This is a genomic window from Streptococcus dysgalactiae subsp. dysgalactiae, assembly GCF_900459225.1.
Taxonomy (GTDB): Bacteria; Bacillota; Bacilli; order Lactobacillales; family Streptococcaceae; genus Streptococcus; species Streptococcus dysgalactiae.
Genome location: NZ_UHFH01000003.1, coordinates 678,487 through 698,503, shown reverse-complemented (window position 1 = coordinate 698,503; position 20,017 = coordinate 678,487). Strand labels below are relative to the sequence as shown.

Sequence of the window (20,017 nt, the reverse complement as noted above, 5' to 3'; positions counted from 1 at the left end):
ATGGAAAACAACTTTTAGAAAATGCAAAATCGCATGAACCTTTCTTCATGCGATAGTAGTGATTATAAGTCATCTGCAATTTTATTAATTTTGCGTAGCCGATGATTGACCCCACTCTTAGTAATAGGGAAATCAAGAGCATCTGCCACTTGCTGAATCGAATAGTCTGGATGTTTAACCCGAAGTTGTGCTACCTGTTGTAATTCAATTGGTAAACTTTCTAAACCAATTGTATCCATAATCTTAATAATGTTATTAATGGTTTTCATACTAGCACTGATGGTCTTTGCTATATTAGCTGTCTCGACATTATTGGCTCGATTAATGTCATTGCGGGCTTCGCGCAACACCTTAATCCCTTCAAACTCTTCTTTACAAGTCATCGCACCGACAATTATCAAGAAATCCATGATATCTTCTGCCTTTTGTAGATAGGTCACGGCACCACTCTTATGCTCGATGGTTTTAGCATCCAGCATGAATTTTTGCATCAACTGAGCTAAATCCTGCGCGTGATCAAGGTAGACAGAATACATTTCTAGCTGGTACTTGCCCGATTCGGGATCTCTAATACTTCCTGACGCTAAAAAAGCGCCTTTGAGATAGGAACGACCGGCATCATCATTCAATAAGATTTGAGGTTCAATGCCTGTTTCCAAACCAAAAAATGAATCAGCCAGCTTTAAGTCAGCTAAAATAGTGTCAACGTCTTGCTCCACATAGACGGTATACACACGATTTTTGCGAAGATTTGTCTTCTGATGATACCTGATTTCTGGCACAATGGCATAATCATCTTCAATCAGCGAGTAAATGTAGCGAGCGATTTTAGCATTTTCAGTTGTAATAGACAAATGAAGCCCTTGATTGACCAAACCCAAACTACCTGATAATTTAATGATAGCTGCCAGCTCATTTTTATCTGCAGTGGATAAATGAATTAATTCTTCTTTAACTTTAGTTGTGAAACTCATGGTTTAGCAATCCTCACTAAGTTCATCAATTCTTCAACCACCAGGTTACCATCATGAAAGGCTCCGCCATTCTCCAATCGTAAAAAATGAGAAGAAATCACCCGTTTAGCAGACTGACACAGCCCAGCAAAATCGTGATCAACCTGAACAAGGTACTCATCAAATTTGTTAGAATTCATATAAGCTTGAGGGACTTTAGCCACATTTACCAATACTGTATCAATAAGATCTGTTCCCAAATGCTGATTTAGAACAGCCACGTGATCAGCATCCGAAAATTGTTCGGTCTCTCCATATTGAGTCATGATGTTGCAAATATAAACAATTTCAGCTTTGGTCTGACGCAGGGCTTCTTTAATTTCTGGAATCACCAAATTAGGTAAAATGGATGTAAAAAGAGAACCTGGCCCCAAAACAATCATATCGCTTTCTAAGATGGTATCAACCACCTTACGACTGGCTTGAGGTTTTTGGTCATTATAGGTATTGGTCACATAAACGTGATCAATCATCCCTTGGTATTTGGCAATGGAGCTTTCACCTGCTACTTCGTGTCCATCTTTAAAAACCGCATGAAGGGTCAAAGCTTGCTCGCTAGAGGGGTAAATTTTACCTGTGATGTGAAAAAATTTGGTTAAAATCTGAACAGCATTGTAGGTTGACCCCTGCATTTCAGAAATACCAGCAATAATCAAATTCCCAAGAGGATGACCAGCTAGAGCACCATCACGTTCGTTAAAACGGTATTGGAAAACCCGCTCATAAAATTTAGGCATGTCACTCATGGCTAACAAGACATTACGCAAATCACCTGGAGGGGTTAATTGCATGGCATTACGAAGTTCTCCTGAGGAGCCTCCGTCGTCAGCAACGGTCACAACAGCAGTAATATCAACAGCTTCTTTCCGAAGACTTTTTAAGATAACGGGAATCCCAGTCCCCCCACCTATCACAGTAATTTTAGGATTTTTCATGAACGATTTACCGTTTCCTTACGACGATTTTTATCACGATGGCTTTCATTAACTGACCAATCTTTAGCTAAACTTTCAGCTAAGCGATGCGCAAAAGCAACACTTCGATGCTGGCCACCAGTACAGCCAATAGCCACCGTCAAGACCGATTTTCCTTCCTTTTGATAAGCCGGCAAAATGGGAACAATAAGGTTTAACAAATGCTTGTAAAACTCTTCTGATTCGGGGTGAGCCATGACATAGTCATAAACCTCTTGATCTAGACCTGTTTTTTCTCGCAAACTGACTTGGTAATAGGGATTGGGTAAAAAGCGAACATCAAAGACCAAGTCTGCGTCTAAAGGTAAACCATATTTAAACCCAAAGCTCATGACTTCAATCCGGAAAGAAGCTTGATTAGAATCTCCTGCGAACTGATCTGAAATAACTTTACGCAGCTGTCTAGGCGTTAATTCTGTAGTGTGGACCACATTTTGGCTCATACTTTTCAAAGGAGATAAGAGTTCTCTTTCCAAACGGATGCCATCAAGCAAACGGCCATCGGATGCGAGTGGATGGCTTCGTCTGGTTTCTTTATAGCGAGAAACCAGTTCCCCATCTGTCGCATCTAAAAACAGAATACGGCAGTCAATATGCTCATTAGTTTCTATACTATCTAAGACAGAGGTGATTTCTTTAAAAAAGAGACGACTTCTCATGTCCACAACCAGAGCTACCCTGCGATCTTCATTGGTTTGTTCGATTAACTCTAAAAATTTCGGAACTAGGGCTGGTGGCATGTTGTCAATGGTAAAATAACCAAGGTCTTCAAATGACTGAATGGCAACGGTTTTCCCTGCACCACTCATTCCTGTCACAATGACCAAATTAATGTGTGTATCTGGCATCTGCATTTTCCCTTTCTTTATTGGCACGATTACCTTTTATTATACCACATAAGGTGACCTCCCAAAACGTTTAAAACGACAAGGAGTATTCTATCTTGTTTGATAAAGCTATTTTTGTTGGTCTACACATGGCTAAGGGTTCTCTTCTGAAGAGGTAACGTCTTCACGAAATTGCCGAGCTAATTGTTTGGTAATTGAAATGAGAATATCTGTTTGTAGCTTTTGAATCTGCATCAAATCAGACTGATCTTGTAATACCAAATGATCAAGCTTGGTGTGCAATAAGCGAATGCCTTCTTCAAATGCTTTATTGATGTCATAGTCATTTTTAGCTTGTAAACGATCATATTCAGAAGTCCGATTCTGACTCATCATAATAAGCGGAGCTTGAATAGCCGCAAGGGTGGATAAAGCAAGATTGAGTAAAATAAAGGGGTAATGATCAAACGCCAAACCAAAGGGACTAATTTCATTAAAGAGCATCCACATGGCCATAAAAATAACAAAGGAGATAATAAAGGTCCACGTTCCTCCAAAATGAGCCACCTGATCAGCTAAGCGTTGTCCAAACGTAATTTGGCTGTCTAAGGCTTCTTGGACATTTCAAATATGGTCTTTTTGTTTTTTAGAAACATCATAAACCATGTCTCGAATGCTATCGCTTTTTAATTTAGCGTTTGTCATCATGTCATTAAGGTAACGTAAGCGGTAATCAGCTAAATGCTCTTGGCTAATAAAATCAGAAGGTCCCAGTTTGGGGTAGTCAGTCATGATGAGTTCTTGCAAAGGCTGGTCTAATTCAAAGAGAAAGATCCCTTCTGAAATAAGATAGTTTTTGGCATCAATAGCATCTTTTACTCATTTTTTATTTGTCATACGCTTCCTTCTTTTCTCCTTTCTAAAAGAAATCAGCACCTCTTTTAGAAAGCAGGGCGACCTAGTAATCACAAGCTTTATTTATCTCTGAAATCAATTCTAATGATTGCTCTTGTAACTTTACCCTTGGAGATTATGTTTCTTCTAACTTAAAGATTTCTTAACGCCACTTTAGAATAGGAAATACTTTCATAATTGCTACTTGTAGGTGTATCAATTGTGACGTGTTTTATTTTTTCAAGCCTTTTTAGCAACCAAAAAGCCCATGGGGTCATGAGCTTTTACGACAATTAAGGTTTAATACGGTGTAACATACGTGGGAATGGAATAGCTTCACGGATATGCTTGGTACCAGCTACGAAGGTAACCATACGTTCCAAGCCAAGTCCAAAACCACAGTGAGGAACCGAACCATATTTACGAAGGTCAAGGTAGAAAGCATAGTCATCTGGGTTCAGACCTTCTTCTTCGATTTTAGCTAATAGTTTGTTGTAATCTGTCTCACGTTCTGAGCCGCCGATGATCTCACCATAGCCTTCTGGAGCCAATAAGTCAGCACAAAGCACGCGCTCCTCATTGCCAGGAACAGGCTTCATGTAGAAAGCTTTAAAGCTAGCTGGATAGTTAACGACAAAGGTCGGCACACCAAAGTAGTTTGAAATCCAGGTTTCATGGGGGGAACCAAAGTCATCCCCATGTTGGATAGCTTCGTAATCCGCGTCCTCATCAGAAGCATGCTCTTGTAACAGGCTGATGGCATCATCATATGCTACACGTTTGAAAGGCTCAGCAATATATTTTTTCAAGAGATCTGTGTCACGCTCTAAGGTTTCCAAGGCTTGTGGTGCACGATCAAGAACTCCTTGAATCATCGCTTTGACATAAGCTTCTTGTAGATCAAGTGATTCCTCATGTGACAAGAATGGGTACTCAGCATCCATCATCCAAAATTCCGTCAAGTGGCGGCGTGTTTTGGATTTTTCAGCACGGAAAACAGGACCAAAGTCAAAGACACGACCAAGTGCCATCATTCCCGCTTCAAGGTACAATTGACCAGATTGGCTAAGGAAAGCTGGATTTCCAAAATAATCCGTTTCAAAGAGTTCTGTGGTATTTTCTGCAGCATTTCCTGATAGAATGGGGCTATCAAATTTAATAAAGCCATTTTGGTCAAAGAATTCGTATGACGCGTAGATAATAGCATTACGAATTTGCATAATAGCAGCCTGACGACGGGAACGTAACCACAAGTGACGATTGTCCATCAAAAAGTCTGTTCCGTGTTCTTTTGGTGTGATTGGATAGTCTTGTGACTCACCGATGACCTCAATATCTGTCACATCAAGCTCATAACCAAATTTTGAACGCTCATCTTCTTTGACAATCCCTTTAACAAAAACAGAGGTTTCTTGACTTAAACGTTTGATAGTATCAAATTTAGCAGCTCCTTCTTCCTCGCCAAAACGCTCAATAAAGTTTGGTTTAAAGGCAACAGCCTGGAAAAAAGCAGAGCCATCACGTAATTGAAGAAAGGCAATTTTTCCTTTACCTGATTTATTGGCAACCCAAGCGCCAATGGTTACTTCTTGTCCTACATAATCTTTTACATCACTAATGGAAACGTATTTTTTAGTCATTCTATCATCTCTCTTTTCTATAAATTGTTTGTACCATTTAATTCGTTACTGTGCGGCGGTCCATAAAAACCGTCAACCGTCTCACAGCTTCTTTTAAAGTCTCTAAATCAGTAGCATAGCTCAACCGAATATTCTCAGGCGCTCCAAATCCTTCACCACTGACGACAGCCAGACCAACCTCTTCTAAGATAGCATCTGTAAAGGCTGTTACATTTGTAAAACCTGTCATTGTCATAGCTTTCTTGACATTTGGGAAGAGGTAAAAGGCTCCTTGAGGTTTCATCACCTCAAATCCTGGCACCTGATTTAAAAGTGGGTAAATAGTATTTAGACGTTCTTCAAAGGCCAACCGCATGCCTTCCAACGACGACTGATCACCTGCGAAGGCTTCAATAGCCGCATATTGTGAAACCGTTGCTAAATTGGATGTTGTCTGTCCAATAATCTTGCTCATAGCGGCAATAATCTCAGGATCCCCAACAGCAAAACCAACTCGCCATCCTGTCATGGCATAACTTTTAGCCACCCCGTTAACTGTAATGGTTTGACAACGAATTGCCTCTGAGAGCGTTGAAATAGGAATAAACTGATTGCCATTATAAACTAAGGAACCATAAATATCATCAGCTAAAATGATAATATCATGTGCCACTGCCCACTCACCAATAGCTCTTAATTCATCAGCTCCATAAATCATCCCAGTTGGATTTGATGGCGAATTAATCAAAACCACTTTGGTTCGATCAGTTCTGGCTGCTTCTAGCTGATCAACCGTAACCTTGAACTGATTTTCTTCTAATCCCTGGATAAAGATTGGCTGTCCTTCTGCCATTTTCACTTGATCTGAATAAGACACCCAGTAAGGCGTTGGAATTAAAACTTGGTCTCCAGGATTTAAAACAGCCATAAAGAAAGCGTAAAGGATAAACTTCGCACCTGTCCCTGCCACAATTTCATTGGCAGCTAAAGGATAGCCATATTGATTCTCCATGTAAGTAGCGATGGCAGCCTTTAATTCTGGGAGTCCTGAAGCAACGGTGTAAAAGCTAGCTTTTCCATTTCGAATGGATTCAATAGCCTTATCTTGGATATTTTTCGGTGTGATAAAGTCAGGCTCGCCTAAAGTTAAACTTAAAATATCGCGTCCCTGAGCTTTTAAAGTCTTGGCTCTAGCACCAGCTGCCAGAGTCACACTTTCTTCCATGTCCAACACACGCCTCGATAGTTTGGTCATCACATCTCCTTTTTCATCAGTCTTCCTGTCTTAACGTCAATCACCACTTTACTAGTCTGTGTTTGGTAGCTATTTCTACTGTAACTCTAAGCCAGCTTTTTCTCTTACCTCGTTAGAAGGGCTTTTCGGCATTAACTAATCATTTGAAAAAAGCCATTGAGAAAGGCTCAACACAGGTCATTAAAAGAGACTAACAAGGGTCGCAAACCAAGATTTCTAGACCGTTGGTTTGTCACCCTTATCAACGTTAAGGGTCTCTTTCACTATATGATCCTTTCTATTATAGCAAAAAACGAGCCATTTCTACTAGACTATCTGGGAAATTTTGTTGAGAAATCACGAATTCTTGTCCTAAACTATCCCAAATGGCATGACCATAGGACTTGGTAAGTAGGCGGCGATCTAATATTAACACAACTGACTTTTGATCTTGTCGACGCATCGTGCGACCAATAGCTTGTTTTAAGCGTAAAATAGCCATCGGAAGAAAATAGGCTTTGAAAGGATTCTTTCCTTTTCCTAATAGATAATGACCCATTTTTTTCACAAAAAGATCTTCCGGATGGTCAAATGGTAAACGAGTGATTACAGTTATCATCCGATCAGCCACGACAAAATCCACTCCCTCCCAAAAAGAGCCTAACCCCAGTAAAATCGACTGTTCTCCTCTATCAAAACGCTTTTTAATATTATAAGCTGTTCCATTCTTCTCCTGCGCTAAGTGAGGCACCTGCCATTGATCTAAACAATCTGAAACCTTCAACAAGTGTTTTTTAGCGTTAAAAAGCACCAAAATAGGATAACCCTCTTGCTTCAAGTTTTCAATTCGTTTCGCAATGGCTTCCACATAGGTTTGGTCACTGACTTCTGTCACAATAGGCATGTCTTGATCAACAAGCACCAATTGGTCTTCCTTTTTATCCGTTGCAATAACATGATAGAGATACTCTTCAAAACCTAATAAGTCAGCTAAGGTAACTTCTGGGCTAATGGTTAAGGTGGCAGAGACAAAATAGGTTTTCACCGTTTCTGGTAAGAATTGTCGGAAATGGATAAATTCTTTACTAGCACTGTTCAGATAAGTCACGCGCTTATCCTCTTGCTTGTCGCTGCTTAACCAGTAATCATCAGTAGCAACGGCAAAAAAAGCCTGCAAATCCTGATAATCAACTCCCGGCAATTCTTTCGCATAGCCAGCAATACGGGACCAATCAGGCGTTTGTTGTTCCCCTTGATTCTGATAAAAATCACTTGACAGCTGTCCTAACTCAAACACAAGGCTTTCTAACAGACGTTTTTCTAAAAGAGGTAAGGGAGTGCTTAACTTGGCCTGTAATGATTGTAACAGATGACTAAGGTTCAACTGGTGACGAGATAGTTGATCCAACTGCAACATTAATTTTTGAGCCTCATCAAATACCAAAACCTTGTTTTTAGCAAAGTCTTTATCATCTTGAACCCGATGTAAAAAGTAAGCATGATTAGTGATAACTACTCGAGCTGTTTGGGCTTTAACATAACTGTTTTGCCAAAAATCATAGTCATAAAAATCAGAAGATTGACTCAGGATTCCATCATGTTTAAGCTGGTCAAAATAAGCAGCAAAGCGTTGCTTTTGTTTAATCTCATCAAGGTCTCCTGTTTTTGTTTCCAATAGCCAAATCAGTAACTGCATTTTATACCGATTCACCAAGCGGTTTTGGTCCTCTTGTTCCAAACTCTCTGCAAAGGCCTCTAATTTAAGGTAATTCGCAGGGCCTTTTAAACTATGGCAAGTGATGTGAAACCGTTCTTGAATAGCTGCTATTTCATTAGCCATTAATTGATCCTGTAATATCTTGGTCGGGACACTAACAATAATTTGGTTATGGTCTTCTTGGGCTAAAAGAGGCAACAAATAGCCATAGGTTTTTCCAATACCGGTCTGGGCTTCGATAAAACTCGCCTGCCTTTGATGATAATCGGCTTCAATCAGTTGAGCAAAGCTAGCTTGTTTAGAGCGCTCTTCTAATCCCAAAAGAGCCATATTGATAGCAAATTGCTTCGATAATTGGTATGGAGATGATTGCCCTTTTGGGTGCTTAGGTAATAGCATCTTACCAAGATGAACATACGTTCTCGGATCATAGGACTTGGCTTGATTAAACCCCTGTTCAATGACCATCGCTGTTTCAAACAAAAGACTATCAGCATAAGGCAGTAGACTCTCCAAGCATTCTTTTGGGAGGCTGTCAATTTTCTGCAAAAGCTTAATAAATAGAGCCGCCGTGGCTCTAGCATCTGCAATAGCTGTATGCGCTTCTTCCAGTTCCAGACCCAATTCAGCTGACAAATGGCCAAGGGTATACTTTTCAAGACTAGGGTAAAAAATCTGAGCCAATTCGACAGTGTCTACCCGAGGCGTCAATAGCTCATAGCCTTCAAAAAAGAGAGCTTCCGCTAATAAATTAGCATCGAACTTAACATTATGGGCCACAAAAACACAATCACTAATTAACTCATAAATGGTTTTAGCAACCTGTGAAAACTCGGGAGCTTGAGCTAACTGGGCATCTGTAATTCCTGTCAAAGCCTTAATATGATCGGATAAGGGCTCATGGGGATTAATATCTGTTTGGTAAGTTTCGACAACTTCTTTTCCCTCAATAATGACAATCCCCACCTGGATAATAGCTGCGGTTGCTCCTGCGTTAGTTGCTTCCAAATCAACAACCGCATATTTTCTCGTCATTTCATTACTCATAGTACTCCTATTATACCATGTTTTCAAAAGAGCGTTCGGCTGAACGAGGCATTTCGCCGTCCATTAATTCCTTTTAACAGCGAATCACATCTAGGCGTGGTATAATATCACAAAGGGTATCTTTTAAATGCTACGCCTTTGCTCATTTTTCTGATAGAATATGGCAAATGAAACTGTTTGACTTAACCTAATAACCAAAGACACATTAGAAAGGACATCACGTTTAAAATGACTCAGCATATGACACCTATTACAATAACGAACCCCGTTGCAGAGGAAAATACTTACCTACTGGTAACTGACCAAGGTATTTTGGTGGTCGATCCTGGTAGCAATGGTAAGGCTATTATTGACCGTATCAAAGAATTAAATAAACCACTTGCGGCTATTTTGCTGACGCATACCCATTATGATCATATCATGAGTTTGGAGGCGGTTAGGGAAGCATTTGGCCAGCCACCTGTCTATGTAGCTAACGAAGAAGCCACTTGGCTTTACACTCCTGAGATGAACCTTTCTGGGCTGATTCGTCACGCAGATCTTCCTGATATTATCTGCCAACCTGCTGAAGAGATTTTTCAATACCACACTGCTTATGACATCGCAGGTTGTCAATTCATTGTGGTTCCAACACCTGGACACTCAGCTGGAGGGGTTTCTTTTATCTTTCCTGAGGAAGCATTCGTCATTAGTGGTGATGCCTTATTCCGAGAAAGCATTGGTAGAACAGACCTGCCAACGGGGAACTTTGAGCAGTTGATTGATAGCATTAACACTCAATTATTCAGCCTTCCTAATCATTATCAGGTCTACCCTGGACATGGCCCTTCAACCACTATTAGCCATGAAAAAAATGCCAACCCCTTCTTCCACTAATGCGAAAGAGAAGTATCTTTCGTTAAACATCTATTTTAGCAATCAGCCGTTAAACATCTATTTTAGCAATCAGCCGTTAAACATCTATTTTAGCAATCAGCCGTCGTTTTACGACTGCTGATTTTTTCGTTAGCCATATCAAAAAAAGAACTTCTGATCACTTCAGAAGTTCTGATGGTTTAGAATTTCAAATAACGTCTCATGGAAAGAACTGAACCAAGTGAACCGATGATAACACCGATGACAAACAAAGCCCCAATCAAACCATAAACATAAGGATTGATAGGATACAGTGATAGATTGTTCACTTGTAAATCTGGCATGAAGTGCTTATAGGCAAAGTCATAACCATAATAAATAAGTAAGGCTGGCAAAATAGCTCCTAGTAAGCCGACCCAAGCCCCTTCAAAGAAGAATGGACCACGGATATAAGAATTCTTAGCCCCTACCAAACGCATGATTTCAATGTCACGTTGACGAGACATGATGGTCATCCGAACAGTGTTAGAAATAAGGAAGATGGCTACAAATAAGAGCAAGGCAGTCCCAATCAGTCCCCAAGTTTGAATCATTTTGGAGAACTTAAAGAGTTTGTCAGAGTTGATGCCTCCGTAATCAGCATCCTCTACCCCTTCAATAGCCTTGATTTGTTTGGTCACCCCTTTTACCTGCTTGGCTGTCTTGGTTTCAACAATGTAGATATCTTGTAGAGGATTAGTGTCCTCATCATACATGTCCCAAACATCACCTAACGTATCTTGTAATTTTTTCAATTGCTCATCTTTACTTGAAAAGGTGATTTTTTGAACCCCTTTCAGTTGAGCGATTTGGTCATAGACCTTATGGTAATTCTCATTATCAACCTGTTCACCGGCGGTATTTTGCACCACTTTAGCAGCATCAGTTGAATCAACTTGAAGGTAGGTATTAATTTGAATATTGTTTTCAACACCCGAAGCAACCCGCTGAATATTTAGTAGGGTGGCTGTGAAAACCCCAACCAATGTTAAGGTGACAGTGACCATACTAACAGAAGCAAAGGTCATCCAAAAGTTACGTTTAAGGTTTTTAATGGATTCCCAAATATGACGGAAAAAGTATCTAATCATCATAACCGTAATCTCCTTCCATTTCATCACGAACCACACGACCATCTTCAATGGCAATCACACGGTGGCGTAAGGTGTTTACAATGTGACTATTGTGAGTGGCCATCAAGATTGTTGTCCCTTGAAGGTTAATACGTTCAAGCAACTGCATGATTTCCCAAGAAATTTCAGGGTCTAAGTTACCAGTCGGCTCATCAGCAATCAACAGCTTGGGATTATTAACAATGGCGCGTGCAATTGCGACACGCTGCTGCTCCCCACCAGATAACTGGTTAGGGAAAGATCTCATCTTGTGTTTCAAACCAACTAAATCGAGAACTTCTGGAACGCGTTTTTTAATATGGCGGCGCTTTTCCCCAATAACTTCCATGGCATAAGCAACATTTTCAAACACCGTTTTCTTTGGAAGTAACTTGTAGTCCTGGAAAACTACCCCTATATGACGGCGTAGAATAGGAACATCTCGAGATTTAAGCTTGGTCAAATCAAACTCACCGACGTACAGCTTACCTGAACTTAATTTTTCTTCCCGGTAAAGGAGCTTGATAAAGGTTGATTTCCCTGCTCCTGACGGACCAACCAGGTAAACAAATTCACCTTGGTTAACAGAAACATTAATGTCTCTAAGGGCGGTCGTTGAGCGGCGGTATTTCTTTGAAACACCTTTCATTTCAATTAATGCCATCTTACTCTTCTTTCTTTACAATAATCGTTAACACATGATTAGTTTAATTATCACTCATGCGCCACTTAAGGTAAGCGTCGATAAAGCCCTCGATCTCACCGTCCATGACCTTATCCACTTGAGCCACCTCATAGTTTGTTCGGTGATCCTTAACCATGGTATAAGGGGTGAAAACGTAGGAACGAATCTGGCTCCCCCAAGTGATTTCTTTTTTATCTCCTTTAAGGGCGTTGACCTCAGCAGCTTTTTTCTCCTGCTCTAATTGATAGAGTTTGGCCTGCAACATTTTCATGGCACGGTCTCTGTTTCCGTATTGAGTACGATCAACCGTTGAGGCCACAACAATGCCTGTTGGAATATGGGTCAAACGCACCCCAGTTGATACCTTATTGACGTTCTGACCACCAGCACCGCCTGAACGGAAGGTATCCATTTTAATGTCATCATCACGAATGTCCACTTCAATGGTGTCATCTAATTCTGGCATAACCTCCACAGATACAAAAGACGTGTGGCGGCGTTTGGCCGAATCAAATGGTGAAATCCGAACCAGACGGTGGACACCCATTTCGGATTTTAAAAAGCCATAAGCATTTGGTCCCTCAAAAGAAAGGGTGACCGACTTAATACCAGCCTCATCGCCTGCCTGATAATCCAAGGTTTCTACCTTAAAACCTTTGGCATTCCCAAAGCGCGTGTACATCCGAAAGAGCATGTCTGCCCAGTCCTGAGCCTCAGTACCACCTGACCCTGGATGAATCTCTAAAATGGCATTGTTATGGTCATAAGGCTCTGATAGGAGCAAGGTCATCTCATAACTCGCCAAAATCTGACCTAATGTCTCTAAGCTAGCCTCCAAGTCGTCCTTGACACTGTCATCTTCCTCAAGCATTTCTAAGTACAGTTCTGTCTCATCAGAGAGTTCTTGCATATTGTGGAAGGTCTCGTAGGTAGACTTCAGCTCATTCAGTTTTTGTGAGGTTTTTTGAGCTGCGATATTGTCATTCCAAAAGTCAGACTCTGTCATTTGATGCTCCAAAAGAGCAATTTCTTCTTCTAGACCATCTAAGTCAAAGAGACCTCCTGAAGCTAGTCAACTTCTCTTTGTTTTCTACTATTTTTTGGCGCATTTCTGCTATTTCCATATTGGATTCCTCTTTCGTTTCATTTCTTTTAAAAGCAGATTCGAGTTTATCAATACGTTCTCTCTATTTGCTTGCTAAACGTTGTTTATTTTATCATAAAATCAAGCCTTCTGCCACTTTGTGAGTAGACTTTCAAGCTCTTCTTTGGACTCTTCATGCTCTAGAGAAAGGTTCTTCATAAAGGCCAGCATGTCTGGATTAGGCTTTTTGATTAATTCTCCTAGAGCCCAGATAGCTGTAGCTGTATGAATCGGATTATTGTTCTGATCAATGATTTCCAAAAGTTTTGGAATGGCACTTCGATCATGCGCATTGGCTAGTGCGATAATAGCATTACGCTGAAGAATGTTTTTCCCCCGCCAAGAACCTGCAATCATACCAAAGGTTTTTTTAAACGACTTATTGCTCAATTCCAAAAAAGGCACTAATTCTGGCATAGCTAGTTCTGGATCAATAGGTGATGCCAAGGGATTGTCAATCCCTTTATTATAAGGGCAACAAATTTGACAAATATCACAGCCATAGATAACCGTTTTGATTTTTTTACGAAACTCGAGTGCCATCATACCCTTATCCTGGGTCTGGAAAGACAAACAACGCCTAGCATTCATAGTGCCATCCCCAATCAAACATGAGGTCGGACAGGCATCTAAACACCGTCTGCAATCTCCACAGTCGTAATCCACAGGTTGGTCAGGCTCAATGTCAAGGTTTGTAATCAATTCCCCCAAGTACATATAGGAGCCAAATTCTTTAGAAATAACCAAACCATTTTTGCCAATGAAGCCAATTCCTGCCCGTCTTGCCACAGCAGTATCAACTAAGGCACCTGTATCTACCATGCCCTTGTATTCAAAATCAGCCGTTAAGGCTTCGATACCTTCTGCTAGTCGCTGCAATTTATCTTGCAACACATGATGATAGTCTAGCCCCCAAGAATTAGGTGTGATTTTTCCCCGTTTATAACTTGTTTTTGGAGGTTGGACAGGTAATTTATGGGGATAAGCAACAGCAATGGAAATAATGGTTTTGGCAGAAGCCAGCGATAATTTTGGCTTAATTCTCTCCTCAATCACCTTGTGTTCAAAGCCAGTAGTGCGCCCCTCTTCGACACCAAGGCGCAACGATTTCTCTAAATAAGAAAAATCATCTGCGGTGGTAAAGCCGATTTTTGAAATGCCAATTTCCTTAGCCAATGCCTGAATGTCTGCCTTAATGTTCATACTACTATCATAATCGAAATAAGTTAAGACTTCAAGACGAAAGGATGACAATTCAACAAAAGCTTCCCCATCAGAAAATTCACCGTAAAAGTCAGCTACTGTAACAACAAAAAAGGGAAGACAAAAGTCCACCTTTTTTGCTTTTAGTTTAGTAAGGTCATCACTCAACACAAAAGAGACTTATGTTCTCCACATTTTCCTTACTTGATAGGACAGTCCTGTTAAGGCTTTGCTATTGTCTCAAAAGAACCTTAAACAAGGCTTAATACTCATCAAAATGGTGGTAGAGGTAATGCAGGTCTTCAATTTCTTTGAGGAGCTCCTTGCCATTATCTGTCTGTTTGACCAAGGTGCGTTCGGCCACTTCTTCGACCAATCGTTTGATAAAAATAATGTCACACTCTCCATTTAAAACAGCTTCCACTGATGAAAAGGGGTTATGAGCCACCAACTCTAAACCGTAACTGTTGGAAATTAAGGTATAGCCTGCGATACCAGTTTTTTTCTGATAACCTTTCGCCAATCCACCATCAATAATAATCATTTTCCCACCAGCTTTAATCGGAATCTCACCACTCTTTTCCTGGACAGGCGTGTGCCCATTGACAATATGCCCTGTTTCATCCAAAGTAAATTCAGCCAAAAGACGTTGGCAGATGTCTTCTTTTTCCCTTAAGTGATAATAAGGATTTTTCTTTTCTTTATGAGTTTCCTTGTCCTCAATATAATAACGTTCGAAAGTGGTCATGCGCTGCTTGCCAAATAGAGAAGACCCTTCTCCGCACCACAAATACCAAAACAAATCGGTCGCAAAATCGTCCTGAATATCAGGGTTTTGATAGGCTTGCCTCACTTTTTCTTCGTAAAAATCCATCAGGGTTTTGCCAGATAAAAAGTGTCCCTGTAAGCAAATGGATTTAAAATCACCGTTGGAATGCATGGGGATACAACCGTGATAAAGCAAATGATTATTGGAAATATGATAGATAGCACCTTTCGAAAAGAGGAATTCTATGTGATGACGCAGGCGGTCTGATTGTTGGAAACGCTCAAGCAAATCATCCAATAAGTCCTCTTCTTCTGTGGTTAGGCTTCCAGGAGCTTGCCAGTCCACCATGTCAAAAGGAAAATCAGTTAGTGGGTAGGTTTTCTCACCCACCAGCATTTCCTCACTTTCTGGTCGAATGCGGTCTAAGGCGCTCGACGCCATCATCTCAAATTCAGGCCGACGGTGAATCAATTGATGTTCCAGCTTGAATTGTAGTAAAGCTGTAGCCTGCTGCAAACAATTCAACACCCGCTCATCTTGTTCTGAAATCACATCCCCATCCAAAATAGGCTGAAAAACGACCTTAGGGGTAAAGTAGGTTTGGCTATAATCAATCAAGCGACGAAGGTTAATTCCGTAGCGGTCTTCAATGAGCTCAATGCTGTTGTACCTCGCTGCAATCCGAATCACATTGACCATGCAAATCATCGATCCAGAAACTGCACCCATCCAGGTGATGTCGTGGTTACCCCACTGAATATCAATATGCTGAAAAGTCATGAGCCGATCCAAAATCAAGTCAGGGTATTTCCCACGGTCAAAAATATCTCCCACCACGTGCAAATGATCAATGGCTAACTGCTGAATCAAGGTCGCAAAAGCAATAAAGAGATTTTCCAACTGCTTGAGTTCAATCACTTTACCAATAATTGCTGAATAATAATTTTCTTTATTTTTATCAGGTTGGCCTTCCGTCAACAATTCTTCCATGATATAGGCGTAATCTTTGGGTAACAATTTTCTCACTTTAGAGCGAGTATACTTGCCTCCGATGTACTTAACCAACTGCAATAGGTCGGGTAGAAAGCCGGTTAATTCTTCTTGCAATGCTTGTTCCGAGAACAAGGTATTAGCATTGATTTTTTCAGCAGGGTAGTAAATGTACTGACAAAGCAGGTCAATGGTCCCAGGGTCTTTGTCGGGAAAACATTCCTGTAATTTCTTTTTGATGGATCCAGAACCATTTCGCAAGAGGTAATCAAAGGCCTCATATTCTCCATGAAGATCACTTAGAAAATGCTCGGTTCCTTTGGGCAAATGGCAAATGGCTTCTAGGTTAATCATTTCGGTAGCCAGAGAAGACTTTGTTGGGAATTTTTCTTTCAAGAGACGATAGTACTTTGACATGTTCGGTAACCACTCCTTATCGCTTGTCATCATATCAAGAAGCTAGATACCACTCAGAGGGGTCCAGCTAACTACTTTTTCATTGTAAAGGTTATTCAGCAAAAATGCCAGCAAAAAGTTGAAAGCGCATTCTTTTGCACAAATCAAAAAGGCCTTGAGAAATAGCATCCAAGACCTTCCTATCTTAATGTGCTTGAGAGTTTCAAAGCAAAAACCTTTGCCTCACATGACTAAAACTGCTCAATTGTTGCACAAAGTTGCATAAGGTGATCGATGTTAGCATCAGCCTCTTGTTGATCAATCCCATAACGGTAATCAGTAACAGCAACAACCGTCAGATTAGCAGCTTTCGCGGCCGCAATCCCTTTTTGACTATCTTCAACGACTACTAAGGTTTCTTTTGGTAAACCGAGTGACTGCGCTGCTTTTTCATAAATATCAGGATAAGGCTTGCCACGGGAGACATCCTCACGCGCCAAAACAACCTCAAAATAGTCCTTAATATGACTCGTCTCTAGGGCTAATAAAATATCATCACGATTTGAATTAGAAGCTAAGGCTAGCTTGATGTTCTTATCTCTCAAAGCTTGGAGACAAGGCCTAACCTCAGCAAATAAGACCTCTGCGTATGGGGGCTTATGCTGTAATTTGTAAGATTCATAAGCTTCAGCGACTGCTTTTGCTTCCTCAGGAGTGAAATGCTCATCTAGCAAGTCTTTCCAGAGTTCTTGAAGATTACCTCCAATAAAATCTTTGGCGCTCAAATGATCAATGGCAATCCCCTTAGCCAGTAAAAAGGCTTCGCGTCGCTTAAAATAGAAGGGCTCTGTATCAAACAATACACCGTCCATATCAAAAATAATTCCTTGAATCATAGCATCCTCCTTTAGATTAGTTTATCACAAGTTTCCAAAACATTCAGCAAAAGCACTAAAAAGAGAATCGCCAAATGCAAATCCTCTTTTATCATTTAACAACTAATGGAAATAACGACTACGTAGCAGCCTTACAATTGCTTATTATCTAAACCAATGTTTTTTCTTCCCCAAATGCAAGACCGATCCATCAAATGCAAAATAGTGTTTATTTCCCCAAGCATAACCCCGACCTTTTTTAGTCATTTTTTTAGCAGTTTTTCGTTCCAGTTTTAATTGTTTTTGCTGATGCTTATTTTCTCGTTTCACTGCTTTTTCAGCTTTCTTAAAAATCATACTTTTCAGAAAAGTATCATAGATAGGAGTCGTTACTGTTGTTTCTTGAGTCACTGACTCACCTTGCTCAATGTTATTGCCTACAGCACTTCCCTTAGGAGATTCTTCAGTCGCTTCACCTGAATCTTGAGAAACATTCAGTTCTGCAGGAGCTGCTTCTGTTACTTCTTTCCACTCAATATTAGCATCCGTAGATTGAGGGGTGCCGTTGATAAAACTCGTTGGTTGAGCTACCGAAACGACATGTCCTGTCGCTTTATCTACAGCCATGTAGTATTTTGTGACTGTTTGGATACCATCACTAGTTTTTGTCAAAACGTTTTTAGTATGTCCAAGCTCTTGGTCCGAGGTCGTCGCAATTCCAGAAACCTCATAACCAAACTTACTGTTTGGATCATTAAACTCTACTTTCAAATAGGAAACACCTTGATTAGCAGGAATGACAAGTTTCTTACCTTCCTGGTCTATATAGGTGACATCAGCTTTAGTAGTTAGTTTAGCTACTTCTACTGCTTTAGGGATATAAAGAACGGTCGCTGAAAGATGATCCATAGTGATGGTTTTTTTGCCCATTCATTTGACCAATCTTATTGTAAAGATTTTTGGAGTTAGTAGTGACAATATAGGCGTTCGTGAAATCGTTAGTCTCGTTGATTTTACCACGATTGCCATCAGTATTTTTAAATTCAGTAAAATTATCTTGTCTTCCGTAGTACCAATTTGTTGAATTAGTATCTCCTAGGGTCAACGATTTATCACCAGAACTAGTATTGTTATTGAAAACAACTAAATACTTATCACCATTATCTTCTTGCAATTCAAAAGTGATAATTCCAGATTCCTTCTGAGCATTGGTAATTTTCATTTTTTTGAAAATTTCAGCTTCATAGTCTTTCAAATGCCACAAAGATTCATTTGTACGCAAAGTTAAAAGCGACTTCATAAAGTTAACCACGTCAACGTTCTTACTGGTTAACTCCCAATCAATTTTATTCTTTTCATCGCCCGCATTATAAGTGTTGTGAGCACCTGCTTTTTCACGTAAAAATTCCTGCCCATGTTGGAAGAAATGAATACCTTGCGATAAACCACTCATAGCAGTTGCTAACTCAGCACGGTTTTGGTGAATTATCGCATTATCCTTATCAGTTTGATTATAATGTTTCAACAAATTACTCAAAGTCATGCCATCATGTACTTCGATATAGTTCAGCTGTTGAGAAGCATCTTGGAAACTTCTATGATGACCTCCTAATAAACTATCTGCTAAAACAGAAACTTTTACATCTTTATACTCACTCGTTTCGTTTACAAAGCCTGGAGGGTTTCCGTTATCATAGTGAGAACCCGCAATAGCATCTCGCCCTATGGAATCAAAATGCCCCACTTCTGGTGTCTCCTTCGCATATGAAACGCTTGTTGGCTTGTCACCATCTTTGTAAAGGTATTTTCCCATACTATCCCAGCCTTCACCGTAAGTAACAATCTTGCCATCAATTTTATTAATAGCTTTTCTGATAGCATTGAGGGTAGTGACATCTAGATCACTCATAGCATCAAAGCGGAAACCATCCATACCGTACTCTTTAATCCAATGAACGACAGAATTGACAATATATTGACGCATCATTTCTGAATTCGAACGAATAGCATTTCCCACACCAACGTCATTATTCATTTTACCATCATGATTAATGGCGTAATAATAACCTGGAACAGTGTATTCAAATGGGTTGTTTTGTCCATCATAGAGGTGATTGTAAACCACATCCATCACCACATTAATCCCCGCATCATGAAGTTTTTGAACCATCTCTTTTAATTCTTTGATGCGATTAACAGGATCCGCTGGGTTTGTTGAATAAGAGCCTTCTGGCACATTGTAGTTTTTAGGGTCATAGCCCCAGTTTTGTTGATCATCAGCTGAAAATTCTGTTGAGATACTGTTATTTTTAGGATCATTTTGATCTAGTTCTGGAACTGTCTGAAAATCATATAAAGGCATCATCTGAACATATTTGACACCCAAATATTTCAAATAGTCTAAACCTGTTTTTTGACCTGTCCTAGTATCTTTTGTCCCCTCTTCAACGACTCCTAAAAAGTTTCCTTTGTTTTGATCGCTGATTCCTGAATGAGGATCAATGGTAAAGTCACGAACATCCATTTCCATAACACTCATTTGTGTTTTAGATGAGACGCGTACGTTATTAGTTTGCTGAACTTCTCCGCCAATAGCGCTTTTCGCTACAAGAACAGAGCGTTTA

Annotated in this window: 15 protein-coding genes and 1 pseudogene; 1 reads left to right on the top strand and 15 read right to left on the bottom strand. The window is 40.2% G+C overall.

Going from position 1 to position 20,017, the window contains the following annotated elements:
* Window positions 1-62 precede the first annotated feature (62 nt).
* From whiA to DYD17_RS03770, 7 genes and pseudogenes are all read right to left on the bottom strand, one after another.
* Complete coding sequence (gene whiA, locus DYD17_RS03800) at window positions 63-974, bottom strand: DNA-binding protein WhiA (RefSeq protein ID WP_003050083.1); 912 nt, start codon at window positions 972-974, stop codon at window positions 63-65.
* Entirely contained in the window at window positions 971-1,948 is a 978-nt protein-coding gene (locus DYD17_RS03795) for a YvcK family protein (protein ID WP_003050082.1), read from the bottom strand. The genes whiA and DYD17_RS03795 overlap by 4 nt, the downstream gene beginning before the upstream one ends.
* The gene (gene rapZ / locus DYD17_RS03790) at window positions 1,945-2,835 is read right to left on the bottom strand and encodes an RNase adapter RapZ (protein WP_115253252.1); all 891 of its coding nucleotides are present in this window, start codon (window positions 2,833-2,835) and stop codon (window positions 1,945-1,947) included. Before rapZ ends, DYD17_RS03795 begins: the two co-directional genes overlap by 4 nt.
* 132 nt (window positions 2,836-2,967) lie before the next feature.
* Window positions 2,968-3,681 (bottom strand): annotated as a pseudogene (locus DYD17_RS03785) (DUF1003 domain-containing protein).
* 320 nt (window positions 3,682-4,001) lie between these two features.
* Complete coding sequence (gene asnS / locus DYD17_RS03780) at window positions 4,002-5,348, bottom strand: asparagine--tRNA ligase (protein WP_003050076.1); 1,347 nt, start codon at window positions 5,346-5,348, stop codon at window positions 4,002-4,004.
* 37 nt (window positions 5,349-5,385) lie between these two features.
* Complete coding sequence (locus tag DYD17_RS03775; RefSeq protein WP_115252755.1) at window positions 5,386-6,582, bottom strand: pyridoxal phosphate-dependent aminotransferase; 1,197 nt, start codon at window positions 6,580-6,582, stop codon at window positions 5,386-5,388.
* A 280-nt stretch (window positions 6,583-6,862) separates the two neighbouring features.
* Entirely contained in the window at window positions 6,863-9,325 is a 2,463-nt protein-coding gene (locus tag DYD17_RS03770; protein WP_115252754.1) for a bifunctional DnaQ family exonuclease/ATP-dependent helicase, read from the bottom strand.
* 240 nt (window positions 9,326-9,565) lie between these two features.
* Here DYD17_RS03770 and DYD17_RS03765 point away from each other — a divergent pair, with 240 nt between their 5' ends.
* Window positions 9,566-10,201, top strand: coding sequence for an MBL fold metallo-hydrolase (locus DYD17_RS03765; RefSeq protein WP_046177307.1), 636 nt, complete (start codon window positions 9,566-9,568; stop codon window positions 10,199-10,201).
* A 179-nt stretch (window positions 10,202-10,380) separates the two neighbouring features.
* Here DYD17_RS03765 and ftsX read toward each other — a convergent pair whose 3' ends face one another.
* The 8 genes from ftsX to DYD17_RS11110 all read right to left on the bottom strand — a co-directional run bounded on the left by ftsX (window position 10,381) and on the right by DYD17_RS11110 (window position 19,923).
* On the bottom strand, window positions 10,381-11,310 hold the full coding sequence (gene ftsX / locus DYD17_RS03760) for a permease-like cell division protein FtsX (RefSeq protein WP_003050071.1): 930 nt from the start codon (window positions 11,308-11,310) through the stop codon (window positions 10,381-10,383).
* Entirely contained in the window at window positions 11,303-11,995 is a 693-nt protein-coding gene (ftsE, locus tag DYD17_RS03755; RefSeq protein WP_003050069.1) for a cell division ATP-binding protein FtsE, read from the bottom strand. The genes ftsX and ftsE overlap by 8 nt, the downstream gene beginning before the upstream one ends.
* A 43-nt stretch (window positions 11,996-12,038) precedes the next feature.
* Window positions 12,039-13,140 (bottom strand): peptide chain release factor 2 gene (gene prfB, locus DYD17_RS03750; protein WP_115252752.1). Its coding sequence is split into 2 segments (ribosomal slippage): window positions 12,039-13,067 and window positions 13,069-13,140, totalling 1,101 coding nucleotides; the frame shifts between segments, so codons are not numbered across the junction.
* A gap of 101 nt (window positions 13,141-13,241) precedes the next feature.
* Window positions 13,242-14,363, bottom strand: coding sequence for a tRNA epoxyqueuosine(34) reductase QueG (gene queG, locus DYD17_RS03745; protein ID WP_115253251.1), 1,122 nt, complete (start codon window positions 14,361-14,363; stop codon window positions 13,242-13,244).
* A gap of 262 nt (window positions 14,364-14,625) precedes the next feature.
* Complete coding sequence (locus tag DYD17_RS03740; protein WP_115276342.1) at window positions 14,626-16,539, bottom strand: fructose-1,6-bisphosphatase; 1,914 nt, start codon at window positions 16,537-16,539, stop codon at window positions 14,626-14,628.
* 230 nt (window positions 16,540-16,769) lie between these two features.
* Window positions 16,770-17,414, bottom strand: coding sequence for an HAD family hydrolase (locus DYD17_RS03735; RefSeq protein WP_003050065.1), 645 nt, complete (start codon window positions 17,412-17,414; stop codon window positions 16,770-16,772).
* A gap of 144 nt (window positions 17,415-17,558) precedes the next feature.
* Window positions 17,559-18,323 carry a hypothetical protein gene (locus DYD17_RS03730; RefSeq protein WP_115252750.1) on the bottom strand — a complete coding sequence of 255 codons (765 nt, stop codon included), beginning with the start codon at window positions 18,321-18,323 and terminating at the stop codon, window positions 17,559-17,561.
* A complete protein-coding gene (locus DYD17_RS11110; RefSeq protein ID WP_255312506.1) occupies window positions 18,265-19,923 on the bottom strand; it encodes an alpha-amylase family glycosyl hydrolase in 1,659 nt (552 codons plus the stop codon). Before DYD17_RS11110 ends, DYD17_RS03730 begins: the two co-directional genes overlap by 59 nt.
* Between the last annotated feature and the right edge of the window lie 94 nt (window positions 19,924-20,017).

What these genes read in the sequence shown, in the direction of transcription:
- DYD17_RS03770 (WP_115252754.1), bottom strand. Translation starts at nt 9,325, where the DNA reads ATGAGTAATGAAATGACGAGAAAATATGCGGTTGTTGATTTGGAAGCA.
- rapZ (WP_115253252.1), bottom strand. Translation starts at nt 2,835, where the DNA reads ATGCCAGATACACACATTAATTTGGTCATTGTGACAGGAATGAGTGGT.
- queG (WP_115253251.1), bottom strand. Translation starts at nt 14,363, where the DNA reads ATGAACATTAAGGCAGACATTCAGGCATTGGCTAAGGAAATTGGCATT.
- DYD17_RS03735 (WP_003050065.1), bottom strand. Translation starts at nt 17,414, where the DNA reads ATGATTCAAGGAATTATTTTTGATATGGACGGTGTATTGTTTGATACA.
- asnS (WP_003050076.1), bottom strand. Translation starts at nt 5,348, where the DNA reads ATGACTAAAAAATACGTTTCCATTAGTGATGTAAAAGATTATGTAGGA.
- DYD17_RS03795 (WP_003050082.1), bottom strand. Translation starts at nt 1,948, where the DNA reads ATGAAAAATCCTAAAATTACTGTGATAGGTGGGGGGACTGGGATTCCC.
- ftsE (WP_003050069.1), bottom strand. Translation starts at nt 11,995, where the DNA reads ATGGCATTAATTGAAATGAAAGGTGTTTCAAAGAAATACCGCCGCTCA.
- whiA (WP_003050083.1), bottom strand. Translation starts at nt 974, where the DNA reads ATGAGTTTCACAACTAAAGTTAAAGAAGAATTAATTCATTTATCCACT.
- DYD17_RS11110 (WP_255312506.1), bottom strand. Translation starts at nt 19,923, where the DNA reads ATGGAAATGGATGTTCGTGACTTTACCATTGATCCTCATTCAGGAATC.
- ftsX (WP_003050071.1), bottom strand. Translation starts at nt 11,310, where the DNA reads ATGATTAGATACTTTTTCCGTCATATTTGGGAATCCATTAAAAACCTT.
- DYD17_RS03775 (WP_115252755.1), bottom strand. Translation starts at nt 6,582, where the DNA reads ATGACCAAACTATCGAGGCGTGTGTTGGACATGGAAGAAAGTGTGACT.
- DYD17_RS03730 (WP_115252750.1), bottom strand. Translation starts at nt 18,323, where the DNA reads ATGGGCAAAAAAACCATCACTATGGATCATCTTTCAGCGACCGTTCTT.
- DYD17_RS03765 (WP_046177307.1), top strand. Translation starts at nt 9,566, where the DNA reads ATGACACCTATTACAATAACGAACCCCGTTGCAGAGGAAAATACTTAC.
- DYD17_RS03740 (WP_115276342.1), bottom strand. Translation starts at nt 16,539, where the DNA reads ATGTCAAAGTACTATCGTCTCTTGAAAGAAAAATTCCCAACAAAGTCT.